The following is a 12,210-nucleotide window of genomic DNA, read 5'->3' on the forward strand; positions in this document are numbered from 1 at the left end:
AACCGCAACAGGGTGCGCCCGAGAACGGACAAGGAGCCGGACCGGAGCCCGAGGCGCCCGGGGAGGCGCCGGAATGGGTGCGGAAACGTCCGGCCGAAGTAGGCCCGGGCGCCGATCGCTGGGCGGAGCCTCAGACGCCGGCAGGGCCGGAAACCGGAGGCGGGCTCGACCTCGATCCTCCGGCCCCGGACCTGGCTACGCCGGAGCTGGAGTTGGATCCGTTCGAGCCGGAACCGCAACGTTCGGACGTTCCGGACGCTGATACTTCGCACCCTGAGCTTCCAGCCCCCGCGACTTCAAAAGAACCCGACACCTCAGAAGCGCCGGAGACTTCACAAGCGCCCGAGACTTCAGGCCCGGAGAAGCCGTCGACCGACGGGGTTTCAGGCCCCGCCGCTCTCAGGGGACCCCCGCCCCTGGCCGGGGACGCACCGAAGCCGCAACTCCCGCCGGAACCAGCGCTGCTGTCTCCGGCACCCTCGTCGTCGCGGGAACCCGCGCCGCTGTCAGGAGAGGACCTGCCGCTTCGAGGAGAGGACGCCGGTGTTGAACCCGGCGAGGTTCAGTCCGCCGTGGAAGCGGGCGTGCTCGATCTTCAGGCAGCGGTCCATCACCACCGATAGCCCTGCGCCCTCGGCGCGCCGGGCCACGTCCTCGTGCCAGGACCCCAGCTGCAGCCACAGCGTTCGTGCGCCGACGTCGAGGGTCTCGTCGAGCACCGACGGGAGGTCGTCGTGCTTGCGGAAGACGTCGACCACGTCGGGAACCTCTGGAAGGTCGGCTAGCGAGGCATATGCCGGCTGGCCGAGGATCTGCGTGGCCACGGGATTGACGAAGTACAGCCGGTAGGGCGACGAGGACTGAAGGTAGGTCGCCACAAAGTACGAGGCGCGCGAGGGCTTGTCCGAGGCCCCGACGATCGCCACCGACTTCGTACCGCGCAGCAGGGCCAGCCGCTCCGGTGCCGAGGGACCTTCCCACGTGCGCTCTGCCGCGCTCATGCCCCGACCCCCACCGCGCACGTCGGGGCCTGCCCGTCGGCGGAGTTCCCGGTGCCGCCCTCTGTCGGTACCTGCGGCAGGGAGGCGGAGCCATCGCGCTCGACGGCTTCGGTCAGTGCCTGGTCGAGGTCCCACAGGATGTCCTCGAGGTCCTCAAGGCCAACCGAGATGCGGACCAGGTCCTCGGGGATGCCCGCCGCGCTCAGCTGCTCGGGCGAGAGCTGCTGGTGGGTCGTCGAGCCGGGGTGGATCACAAGCGTGCGCGAGTCCCCAACGTTCGCCAGGTGCGATGCGAGCTGCAACGCCTCGATGAACCGCTGACCGGCTGCGCGGCCGCCGCGGATGCCGAAGCTGAACACCGATCCCGGCCCCGAGGGCAGGTACCTTGCCGCCCGCCCGTGGTGCGGGTGGCTGGGCAGCCCGGCGTAGTTTACGTAGGCGACGCGCGGGTCGGCCTGCAGCCATTCGGCGACGGCCTTGGCGTTCTTCAGGTGCTCATCGAGCCGCTGGGCAAGGGTTTCGACACCCTGCAGGAGCTGGAAGGCCGACTGCGGCGACAGGGACGGTCCGATGTCGCGCAGCTGCTCGGTGCGCAGCTTGGTGAGGAAGCCGTATTCACCGAAGTTCGCCCACCACTGGATGTTCCCGTAGGAGGGAACGGGCTCGGTCATGCCCGGGAACTTGCCGTTGCCCCAGTTGAACTTCCCGCTCTCGACGACGACGCCGCCAAGGGTCGTCCCGTGGCCGCCGATGAACTTGGTGGCCGAGTGGATCACGATGTCCGCTCCGTGCTCGATGGGCCGGATGAGGTAGGGGGTGCTGAGGGTCGAATCGATGATCAGCGGCACCCCTGCATCGTGGGCCACCGCCGCGAGGCCCTCGAGGTCGGCAATCTCGCCCGAGGGGTTGGCGATGACCTCCGCGTAGACGGCCTTCGTGTTCGGCCGGATGGCGGCCGCATAGTCGGCCGGGTCCGTCCCGGGAACGAAGGTCGTGTCGATGCCGAAGCGCCGGAGCGTGACGTCGAGCTGCGTCACCGTTCCGCCGTACAGCTGGGAGGCGGCGACGATGGAGTCACCGGCCTGGCACAGCGCGGCGAAGGTGATGAACTCGGCGCTCATGCCCGACGCTGTCGCCACGGCGCCGATGCCGCCCTCGAGGGAGGCGATGCGCTCCTCGAACGCCGCAACCGTGGGGTTGCCGATCCGGGAGTAGATATTGCCGTACTTCTGCAGCGCGAAGAGGCTGGCGGCGTCGTTGGTGTCCTTGAAGACGAACGACGTCGTCTGGTAGATGGGGACGGCGCGGGCGCCGTGCGCCGCGTCGGGGGTCCCACCGGCGTGGAGCGCCCGGGTCCGGAATCCAAAGGTTCGCTCGGCCATCAGAGCCCTGCTTTCACGGTTGAGGGGGTGGGGAGGTGGAAGTCGACGCCGGCCCGGTCCGCGAGGTCCGCCTCGAGCGAGCGGACGATCGGCAGGACATCCCGGCCGAACGCCTCGACCTCCTCCTGGAAGTGCAGGTAGCAGGTGAGCATCAGGTTCACGCCGAGCTTCTTATATTCGATGATCCGCTCGGCGATCTGCTCGGGCGTGCCGATCAGCTGGGTGCGGAAGCCGTCGTTGTACTGGATGAGGTCCTCGAAGCTGGAGTCGGCCCACATGCCCTTGCCGTCACGGGTCGAGGGGCCGGCCTCCTGGACCGCGTCCCGGAACCCCTCAACGGCCGGCCGGTGCGCCTTGGCGACGATTTCGCGGAGGGTCTCGCGGGCCTCCTTCTCGGAGTCCCGGGCGATCACGAACCCGTTGAGGCCGAAGCGCGGGTGCCTCCCGGCCGCGGCGGCCGAGGCACGCACGCCGGCGATGTTCTCCCGGAAGCCCTCGAGGTCCTTGCCGTTGGAGAAGTACCAGTCGGCCACCCGGCCCGCGGTGGCCTGCGCCGCCGTCGAGTTTCCGCCGAAGAAGATCTCGGGGTGCGCCCGTCCGGGCACCTCGACGGGCGCCGGGCTCAGCGTGAAGTCGGTGATGTTGTAGTACTTTCCGGCCTGGTTGTAGTGCTCCTGGGTCCACAGGCCGCGCAGCACGCGGATGAACTCCTCGGTGCGCACGTACCGTTCGTCGTGCTCCAGCCAGGGGAGCCCGAAGCCGGTGAACTCGCTTTTCAGCCAGCCCGAGACGATATTGACCGCCGCCCTGCCGTTGGAGATGACGTCGGCGGTGATGATGAACTTCGCGAGCACCCCCGGATGCCACATGCCCGGGTGGACGGCCGCAATCACCTTCAGTTTCTCCGTCGCCGCGAGCAGGGCCAGGGAGAAGGCCGTGGCTTCGTGCTGCTTATCGGCGCCATAGGAGGCGGCATACCGGGTCTGGGACAGCGCGTACTCGAACCCGGCGTCCTCGGCGATCCGCGCAAGCTTCCGGTTGTACTCGAAGTCCCAGCCGGTGCGCTGTTCGATCGTTGAGACGACGAGCCCGCCGCTCACGTTCGGCACCCAGTAGGCGAACTTCAGGGGTTGCGAAAAATCGGCAGTGCTCATTATTCCTCCATCGATTCTGGCGGTAGCACCCTACTGTCAGCGCTGTGGGCGCTGGCCAGGGTTGCTGCGGCGTCATAGAGCCAGATCTCTCGGCCGCTCGGGATGGTTCCCCCCGAGTCTGACAGGGACGCGGCGCAGGGACCAAGAAATGTGTCGTTGCGGGTCGCGGCATTGCGGGTAAGGTTTGCTCACGCGGACGATTCGAAGGAGCTGCCGGTGGAATTACGCAGGCTGGGGCTCGTTGTGCACGGGGGCAAGCGGCGGGCCATCGAGGCGGCTAAAGGGCTGACGGCCTGGGCCGGGGAGCACGGCATCGACGTCGCGGAGATCGACGTCTGGTCGCCGGACGAACACGGACACCTGCGGATCGAGCACTCTCCGCCCGGTACGTTCGACCTCGTCGTCACGATCGGCGGCGACGGGACGTTCCTGCGCGGGGTCGCGGTGGCGCAGGCCTCAAACTCTCCGATCCTGGGCGTCAACGTGGGCCGGGTGGGTTTCCTCACCGAGGTGGAGCCGGAACACCTGATCGAAGCGCTGAACGCGGTCATTGCGAACGAGGCGCTTGAGGAGCGGCGCCTCACCCTCACCATGCGCTCAAGCCGGCCGCTGCGGATCCCCAAGGAGCTCGGCGCACTGCTCCACTATGAGCGGGGGCCGACGACGGAGGCGCCCGAGGTCCGTGCGGACGCCGCCCAGGAGACCGGCTGGGGCATCGGCATGGACGTCACCGCACTCAATGATGTCGTCTTCGAAAAACTCACCCGCGACCGGCAGGCCAGCGTGGCGGTCTACGTCGGGTCCCGCCATTTCGTCTCCTACTCGGCCGACGCCCTCATCATCGCCACACCCACCGGTTCGACCGCCTACTCGTTCGCGGCGGGAGGCCCGGTGGTGTCGCCCCGCGCCCAGGTCCTGGTGTTCACCCCGGTCGCCGCGCACATGGTCTTCGACCGGAGCCTGATCGTCGCCGCCGATGAGCTGGTCTCGGTGCGGGTGCTCGAACGCAGCGGGCAGGTCTCGATGTCCATCGACGGCCGGATCGTCGGAGTCCTCGACCCGGGGGACTGGGTGTCGGTCTACGCCCGGCCCACGGAGGTGCGGATGCTCAGGCTTCAGGAACCCGACTTCTTCGGCCGGGTCCGGGACCGGTTCGGCCTCGTCGACGCCGCGGCCGCGGCCGCCGACGGCGATTCGCCCGTGGCGCACATCCCCAGCACGCCCAAACCCGACGACATGAAGCACGTGCACATCCCCACCCCGGCGCTTGAGGCGTGGACGTGGCCGCGGGCGGAGCCGCTGGACCGCTAGGTCCTTCGCCGGGGCTGCCAGGCCGGCGCCGAAACTGCAGCTCACCACGCTTCGGCGCCGGTAGAGCGTGGTGAGCTGCAGTCTCGGCGGGAGGGTTCACCGGGGCGGGAGGGTTCACCGGGGCGGTTGGGATCGCCGGGGCGGCTGGGTTCACCGGGGGAGGGCGCTCAGCGGCGGGCGGCCAGTGCCGCGGCGATGCCGGGCAGGCACTCCTCGTTCTGCAGCGAGGTGGTGTCCCCCAGCGGGCTGCCCTCGTACAGTTCGGACAGCACGCGGCGCAGGATCTTTCCCGAGCGCGTCTTGGGCACGTCCTTCACCACGACGACGGCGGCGGGCCGGGCGACCGGGCCGATCCGGGCCGCGACGTGCCGGCGCAGCGTTTCCTCGATGCCGGCCGTGCCGGCCGCGCCGGGCGCGGGCACCACGAAGGCGGCGATGGCGTGGCCGGTGATCGGGTCGGCCACGGGGCAGACCCCGGCCTCGCTGACCAGCGGGTGGGCGACGAGGGCCGACTCGATCTCGATCGTCGAAAGCCGGTGCCCGGAGACGTTGATGACGTCATCGACCCTGCCCAGGATCCAGGTGTCGCCGTCGTCGTCGTAGCGGGCGCCGTCCCCGGACAGGAACCAGCCCTGGCGGGCGAACTTGCGCCAGTACGAGTCCAGATAGCGGCGCGGGTCTCCCCACACCGTGCGGGCCATCGCCGGGCCGGGACGGTCGACCACCAGCAGCCCCGGCACGCCAGGGGGCACGGTGGCACCCTCCTCGTCGACGATGCGGGTGCCGACGCCGGGCAGGGCCCGGGCAGCGCATCCGGGCTTGAAGGCGGAGTCCGACGGGCTCGGGGAGAGCATCGCGGCGCCGGTCTCTGACTGCCACCAGGTGTCGACGACCGGAACCGTGCCCCGGCCGAGCTGGTCCCGGAACCAGTGCCACGCCGCCGGGTTGACGGCCTCACCGACGGTGCCAAGGACGCGGATGCTCGAGAGGTCGTAGGAGTCCGGCACGCCGCCGGGGAACCAGGAGCGGAGCGCGCGCACTAGCGTGGGCGCGGTGTAGTAGCTGGTGACCCGGTAGCGGTCGATGATCTCGAAGTGCCGGCCTGCGTGCGGGGTGTCCGGTGTCCCCTCGAAGAGGACCTGCGTGGCGCCCTTGGACAGCGGCCCGTACAGCACGTAGGTGTGGGCCGTCACCCAGGCGAGGTCCGCGGTGCACCAGTGGACCTCGCCGTCCCGCCGTATGCCCTCCGGCGGGCCGAAGAGATGCTGGAAGCTCCAGGACGCCTGGGTCAGGTAGCCGCCCGAGGTGTGGAGCAGCCCCTTGGGCCGGCCGGTGGTCCCCGAGGTGTACATAATGAACAGCGGGGTTTCGGCGTCGAACGCCTCGGCGGAATGCTCCGGCGGGGCGGCCGCGAGGGCCTCGTGCCAGTCGACGTCGCGGCCGGTGGTCCAGGCGATGTCCGAGCCGGTGCGCCGGACCACGAGCACGGAGTCGAGGCCCGCGATACCTTCGACCGCGGCATCGGCGATGTCCTTGACCGGGACGGCGGTTCCGCGGCGGAACTGGCCGTCGCTGGTGATCAGCAGTTTCGCCCCGGTGTCCTGCACCCGGAAGCGCAGGGCCTCGGCGGAGAACCCGCCGAAGACGAGGGAATGGACCGCGCCGATCCGGGCGCAGGCCAGGGCGGCGACGACCGTCTCCACGAGCACCGGAAGGTAGATCACCACCCGGTCCCCCTTGCCGATGCCCAGGGCCAGCAGGGCGTTGGCCGCCCGGCTTACCTCCTCGAGCAGTTCGGCATAGGAGACGCTCCGGCGGTCTCCCGGCTCGCCTTCGAAGTGAAGGGCCGTCCGGTCGCCGTGGCCGGCGGCAACATGCCGGTCGAGGCAGTTGGCGGCGACATTGAGTCGGCCGCCGGAGAACCACTCGATCCGCGGCACCGAAAGCTCGCCGTCCGGGCCCGGCTGGGCCGGCTCGAACGTGTGCGCCGTGTGCCAGCCCGCCTCCCAGTCCAGGCGTCGGGCCTGCTCCTCCCAGAAGCGGATGCGGTCGGTGTCGACATCCAGATCCGAATGCAGATCCGGGTCCGGGTCCGCCGCCGGTACGGCGTGGGGGTCGAGTGCGTTCAGGCCCACCGCTGCACCGCCCAGCGCTGGGCGAGGCCCAGGAGCGCGTCCGTGGTCTTGCCGAGGACGGCGAGGAGCACAATGGCCAGGAAGATCCGATCGACCCTGCCGTTGTTCTGCGAGTCGCTCAGCAGCCAGCCCAGGCCCATCGAGGCCGCGATGAGTTCGGAGGCGACGAGGAACAGCCAGGACTGGGCCAGGGCAAGGCGCAGTCCGGAGAACACCGCAGGGATGATGGCGGGCAGCTGGACGGTGGTGAGGAGCCGGAACCCGGTGAGTCCGAAGGCCCGGCCCGCCTCGACGAGGTTCCGGTCGACGTGGCGCAGCGCGAGGGACACCGTCGTAAAGACCGGGAAGAACGCCCCAATCAGGATCAGCGTGACCTTCGAGTCCTCGTTGATGCCGATCCAGAGGATCAGCAGGGGAACCCAAGCCAGCGACGGGACGGCGCGCACGGCGCCGATCGTGGGTCCGAGAAGGGCGTCCGCCGTGCGGGAGAGCCCCAGCACCGCCCCCGCAGTCAGGCCGAGCGCGGCTCCGGCGGCGAAGCCCAGCAGGACGCGCTGGGTGCTGATGCCGAGGTGGACGCCGAGTTCGCCGCGCTCGAGAAGTTCGGCCCCGGCGGCTGCGACGGCACCTGGTGGCGGTAGCTGGACGGCCGTGAAGGTTCCCGTCGCCGAACTCAGCTGCCAGGCCCCGAGCAGCAGCGCAGGGACGATCAGCCCCAGCAGGGCACCCCGCACCCGCCGGGCGCTGCCGGAGCCGCGGTTCCTTGACCGCGGCGGCGCCGCCGCCGCAGGCGTTGTGGGCGCTGTCATGAGGAGGCCCCGACGGCGGAGGCGTCGGCCTTCTTCACCAGGGAGTCATCGAACAGGGAGTCCAGGGCCGTATCGACCTGCTCCTGGGAGCTGACATCACCCGACTCGACGAAGACCGGGCCGATCTTTTCGAGGACCTCCCGCTGTGCGTCGCCGGGCACGGGATCCACGTCGAGGTTGGTGCGCTCAAGGATCACCGAGTTGGCGACCGCCGGGTCAATCGCGGCGACCTCCGCGAGGATTGCCGCAGTGTCCTCGGGGTTGTCCGAGGCCCATTCGCGGGCCTTTTCGTAGGCGTTCACGACGGTCTGCGCGACGTCGGGCTTTTCCTCGAGGAAGCTTTCGGTGGCGTTGAGGAACCCGTAGCTGTTGAAGTCGATGTTCCGGTAGAACAGTTCGGCGCCGTCCTGTTCGGCCGCCGCCATGATGGGGTCGAGTCCCGACCACGCGTCCACGGCACCGTTGGCGAGGGCCGCCCGGCCATCGGCGTGCTGAAGGTTCTGCACCGTCACCTCGGTCGGATCGACTCCCGCGGATTCGAGGGCCTGAAGCAGGAAGAAGTAGGGGTCGGTGCCCTTGGTGGCCGCGACCGACTTGCCGCGAAGGTCCTCCACCGCGGTGATTCCCGAATCGGGGGAGGCGACGAGCGCCGCCCACTCTGGCTGCGAGTAGATCTCGATGGTTTTGATCGGTGAACCGTTGGAGCGTGCGAGCAGCGCCGCCGACCCTGCGGTGGATCCGACGTCGATCGCGCCGGCCCGCAGGGCCTCGTTGGCTTTGTTCGAACCGGCGGACTGGACCCAGTTCACCGTGATGTCCTGGTCGGCGAGCTCCTCCTCAAGCCAGCCCTGTTCCTTGATCACGAGGCTCAGCGGGTTGTAGGTCGCGAAGTCGATGTTCAGCGTGCCGCCCGTCGTGCCGGCCTCGGCTGCGTTGCCGCCGGTGGCGGTGTTCTCCCCGGCCATGCACCCGCTCAGCCCCAGGGACAGGGCTGCGGCGACGGAGGCGGTGCGGAGAAGAGTGAGACGGGTCATGAGGTTCCTTCGGTTGGTGGAGGGAGTGGAGGTGCGGCGCAGGGCCGCAGGGGGTATGGCTGGAGGGGGTATGGCGCTAGGAGGGTACGGCTGGAGGAGGGTACGGCTGAAGAGGGTACGGCTGGGGGTGCGGCAGAGCGGTGCTCGAAGAAGCGCGGGAGGAACCGGAGGGTGGCCTGAGGCAGGCGGGCCGGTCAGTTCTGCCGGTCAGTTCTGCCGGTCAGTTCTGCCCGTCAGCCCTGCCGGTCAGCCTGCAGTCAGTGCGCGGCGACGCCGAGCAGGGCGAGCAGGTTCCGGCGCAGCTCCGCCAGTTCGCGGGAGCTGCGGTCGCGGGGCCGGCCGCCGGGGACGGGGATCAGGTCCTTCACCGTCGACCCCGGCCCGTCACCGCTGCTGCCGAGCACAAGGATCCGGTCGGCGAGCTGGAGTGCCTCGTCGACGTCGTGGGTCACCAGCAGCACCGTTGTGGGCTGTGCCGTGTGGATCTCCAGGAGCAGGTCCTGCATCTTGAGCCGGGTCAGCGCGTCGAGGGCGCCGAAGGGTTCATCGAGCAGCAGGACACCGGGGGTGCGGGCCAGGGCGCGCGCGAGCGAGGCCCGCTGGGCCATTCCCCCGGAGACCTCCCGGGGACGGTGCTTCGCGAAGCGGTCGAGGCCAACGAGTTTCAGCAGCTCGGCGACCTTGGCCTTGCCGGCGCTCGCACTCGAGGACTTCGGCAGGCCAATGGCGACATTGGCCTGCAGTGTGTGCCAGGGCAGCAGGCGGGGTTCCTGGAAGGCAACGGCGCAGCGCTCGTCAATGCCGCGGACTTCGGTGCCATCGATCAGCACGCTGCCCGCGTCGGGGGTGTCGAGGCCCGCCGCGGCACGCAGGAGCGTCGATTTCCCGCAGCCGCTGGTGCCGAGGATGGCGAGGACTTCACCGGGCCGGATGTGCACGGTGACGTCCCGCAGCACCACCCGCCGGTCGCTTGAGGTGCCGAAACTGCGCCCCAGGCGGCTGAAGCTCACCTCAAGGGGCGGCCTGCGGCGCGGGTCCGTGGTTGTCGAAGATGCCAGAACAGCAGTCATAGAGGTCTCCATCGATCCTGGCAGTAGCACCCTACGGAACACGCCTTAGCCCGGCGCCCTTCGACGCCCGGCACCCGCGGCCTGCTCCTTGTTATTGCCCGGTATCAGGGGGATACGGACAACCAGGGTTGCTGCGGCTTCATCGATCCAGGTCTCTCAGCCGCTCGGGATGGTCAAGCACCACTAAACGCCCATCCTTCCGGAGGCGGCAAATCTTGCCCGTAATAAACAGACACGCGCCGCCCCCCTTGACGGCGCCCGCACCCCGGGGGTTCGCATAGGCTGAAGGCCACGGAAGGGAAGGGCAACGGTGAAGCACTCCAATGATCCCGCGGTGATCCGGCGGCTCCTGAGCGAGCCGGGCCGGTGGGCCGTCGTCGGTCTCTCGAACAACCCGCGGCGGGTGGCGCTTGGGGTCTCCCGGTTCCTGATGGACCGGTTGGAGAAGGAGATCGTGCCGGTGAGCCTCAAGGGCGACGACGTGCACGGCCAAAAGGGCTATACCACCCTGGGCGATATCCCGGGCCCGATCGACGTCGTCGACTGCTTCGTGAACTCGACCCGGGTCGGCGCGGTGGTGGATCAGGCGATCGCCGTCGGAGCCAAGGCGGTGTGGCTGCAGCAGGGCGTCATCGACGAGGCGGCCGCGCAGCGCGCCAAGGATGCGGGGCTCGACGTCGTGATGGACACCTGCCCCGTTACCGAGAGTCCCCGTTTCGGACTCTGACGGAGCCGCTCACATGCGCTGGTAGCGCGAGCGGACCATCAGGAAGAGCCCGTAACAGATCAGGCCGACGGCGACAGCGCCCAGGATCCAGATGCCGAACGGCTGCCCGGCGAGGGTCTTCAGTGCTCCGTCGAGTCCCGTTGACTCCTCCGGGTTGTTCCGGAGGGTCGCCAGGATGAGAAGGAAGCCGAGAACCGCGAGGGCGACACCCTTGGCGATGTAGCCCACCCGGCCCAGGGTGACGACCGCCGAACCGGCCTCGCCGGAGGGAAGGCGGGAGAGGTTCTTTTTGAACCGCTTGGTGACGCCGCTGTACGCGAAGTAGCCGCCGGTGGCGAGCAGGCCCAGCCCGATGGCGATCAGCAGGACCGCCCCGGCGGGGTGGGACATCACGGACGCGGTGGCCGATTGCGTCGACTGGCCGCTGTCACTCGTCCCGCCGAGGGCGTAGCGCCCGAATGCCGCACCGAGTGCCGCATACACAACCGCCGTCCCGCCGAACTTCAGCCGCTCCTTGGTCTGTTCCTTGCCGCTGAGGTGTTTGACGCCGAAGAAGACCTGGCTCAGCAGGAACAGCGCAAGGGCGATGCAGCCCAGGAAGCACGCCCACAGGAGGATCCTGCCTCCCGGCCCGCCGGCCAGCTGCTGCAGCGCCCCGCTCTGGTCGGCTTTGCCCGATCCGCCGGTGGCGATTCGCAGGGCGATAATGCCGATCAGCAGGTGGAGCAGCCCCGCTGCGATGTAACCGGCCCGTGCGGCCAGCTGGAAGCCCTTTGAGTCGGCAACGTCCTCGGCGGCGTCGGCTGCCTTCGTTGCCTGGCGTTTTGCCTCGCCCATGATTTCCTCCTGCGCCGGTGTGTGGCTCCATCCTGCCACTTTTTCCGGCCTCCGGCGGCGCCGGTGAGGGAGTGCCTGGAAGCGGCTACGCTCGAAGCAGCGGCTCCCTCCGGCGGGGCCGGACGGTGGTGGGAGACGTTGGTGGGAGTCGGTAGTGGGAGACGGGCGGATGAACGGGTTGAGCTACGCGGAGCAGGGCGGCACAGATCGCCCCTTCCCGGAGCCGATGACCGGCGGCTGGCCGGAGGGCTACCGGGTGGCGGTCGGGGAGTACCCGCTGGAGGCCGACGATCCTGCCGCGGCCTTCGAGGCCCTGGCCGAGGGAATCCTGACCTGGCAGCTGCACCGCGGTGCGGGCCTGCGGGTGGATACCGCCGCCCCGCGTGCCGTTCCCGGAGCGGAGGTCAGCACGGCCCTGGGGGTTGGTCCCCTCCGGCTGCCCGCTCCGAGCACGGTCCTGTGGTCGCGGGAGGTACTCCGCGACGGAACGGGCCGGCCGGTGCCGGGCCAGCGGGCGGGGTTCGGCTACGGCACGCGGAAGGGCCACCCGGTACGCGGTGAGGAGGGGTTCTACGCCGAGTTCACTCCCGACGGGAAGCTGATCTTCCGGGTGAGCGCCTACAGCGTCCCGGCCTCCGCGTTCTATCGGCTCGGGGCTCCGGCGCTGCGGCTCGTGCAGCGGCATGTCACCGTCCGGTACGTCCGGGCGGCCCGCGTGCTTGCCGGGAGGGGTTAACCCGACGCAGGCCG

The 12,210-nt window shown here is 69.7% G+C and carries 11 protein-coding genes and 1 riboswitch; of the genes, 3 read left to right on the forward strand and 8 right to left on the reverse strand.

Annotated elements, in window-relative coordinates; genetic code table 11:
• Nucleotides 1-506 precede the first annotated feature (506 nt).
• From I6N91_RS07280 to sfnG, 3 genes are read right to left on the reverse strand one after another with little or no spacing between them, the layout of a single operon-like run.
• Entirely contained in the window at nt 507-1,001 is a 495-nt protein-coding gene (locus tag I6N91_RS07280) for a CoA-binding protein (protein ID WP_198811934.1), read from the reverse strand.
• Nucleotides 998-2,383 (reverse strand): O-acetylhomoserine aminocarboxypropyltransferase/cysteine synthase family protein, encoded by a 1,386-nt coding sequence (locus I6N91_RS07285; RefSeq protein ID WP_233091580.1) that lies wholly within the window; start codon nt 2,381-2,383, stop codon nt 998-1,000. The genes I6N91_RS07280 and I6N91_RS07285 overlap by 4 nt, the downstream gene beginning before the upstream one ends.
• The gene (gene sfnG, locus I6N91_RS07290) at nt 2,383-3,537 is read right to left on the reverse strand and encodes a dimethylsulfone monooxygenase SfnG (protein WP_198811935.1); all 1,155 of its coding nucleotides are present in this window, start codon (nt 3,535-3,537) and stop codon (nt 2,383-2,385) included. The genes I6N91_RS07285 and sfnG overlap by 1 nt, the downstream gene beginning before the upstream one ends.
• A 4-nt stretch (nt 3,538-3,541) precedes the next feature.
• A riboswitch (SAM riboswitch) is annotated at nt 3,542-3,646 on the reverse strand.
• Between the two features lie 107 nt (nt 3,647-3,753).
• Here sfnG and I6N91_RS07295 point away from each other — a divergent pair.
• A complete protein-coding gene (locus I6N91_RS07295) occupies nt 3,754-4,848 on the forward strand; it encodes an NAD(+)/NADH kinase (RefSeq protein WP_198811936.1) in 1,095 nt (364 codons plus the stop codon).
• 167 nt (nt 4,849-5,015) lie between these two features.
• Here I6N91_RS07295 and acs read toward each other — a convergent pair whose 3' ends face one another.
• The 4 genes from acs to I6N91_RS07315 all read right to left on the reverse strand — a co-directional run bounded on the left by acs (nt 5,016) and on the right by I6N91_RS07315 (nt 9,896).
• Complete coding sequence (gene acs / locus I6N91_RS07300; protein WP_374058926.1) at nt 5,016-6,983, reverse strand: acetate--CoA ligase; 1,968 nt, start codon at nt 6,981-6,983, stop codon at nt 5,016-5,018.
• On the reverse strand, nt 6,974-7,792 hold the full coding sequence (locus I6N91_RS07305; protein WP_198811937.1) for an ABC transporter permease: 819 nt from the start codon (nt 7,790-7,792) through the stop codon (nt 6,974-6,976). The genes acs and I6N91_RS07305 overlap by 10 nt, the downstream gene beginning before the upstream one ends.
• Nucleotides 7,789-8,826, reverse strand: coding sequence for an aliphatic sulfonate ABC transporter substrate-binding protein (locus I6N91_RS07310; protein WP_198811938.1), 1,038 nt, complete (start codon nt 8,824-8,826; stop codon nt 7,789-7,791). The genes I6N91_RS07305 and I6N91_RS07310 overlap by 4 nt, the downstream gene beginning before the upstream one ends.
• Nucleotides 8,827-9,083: 257 nt before the next feature.
• A complete protein-coding gene (locus I6N91_RS07315; protein ID WP_198811939.1) occupies nt 9,084-9,896 on the reverse strand; it encodes an ABC transporter ATP-binding protein in 813 nt (270 codons plus the stop codon).
• 310 nt (nt 9,897-10,206) lie between these two features.
• Between I6N91_RS07315 and I6N91_RS07320 the strand changes: the two genes are divergently transcribed.
• The gene (locus I6N91_RS07320) at nt 10,207-10,623 is read left to right on the forward strand and encodes a CoA-binding protein (protein ID WP_198811940.1); all 417 of its coding nucleotides are present in this window, start codon (nt 10,207-10,209) and stop codon (nt 10,621-10,623) included.
• A gap of 9 nt (nt 10,624-10,632) precedes the next feature.
• Here the strand turns inward: I6N91_RS07320 and I6N91_RS07325 are convergent, their stop codons facing one another.
• A complete protein-coding gene (locus I6N91_RS07325; RefSeq protein ID WP_198811941.1) occupies nt 10,633-11,460 on the reverse strand; it encodes a DUF1206 domain-containing protein in 828 nt (275 codons plus the stop codon).
• A gap of 169 nt (nt 11,461-11,629) precedes the next feature.
• Between I6N91_RS07325 and I6N91_RS07330 the strand changes: the two genes are divergently transcribed.
• Nucleotides 11,630-12,196 (forward strand): DUF1990 domain-containing protein, encoded by a 567-nt coding sequence (locus I6N91_RS07330; protein ID WP_198811942.1) that lies wholly within the window; start codon nt 11,630-11,632, stop codon nt 12,194-12,196.
• The last annotated feature ends 14 nt before the right edge of the window (nt 12,197-12,210 follow it).

The organism is Arthrobacter sp. MSA 4-2 (genome assembly GCF_016405885.1).
Classification (GTDB): Bacteria; Actinomycetota; Actinomycetes; order Actinomycetales; family Micrococcaceae; genus Arthrobacter_D.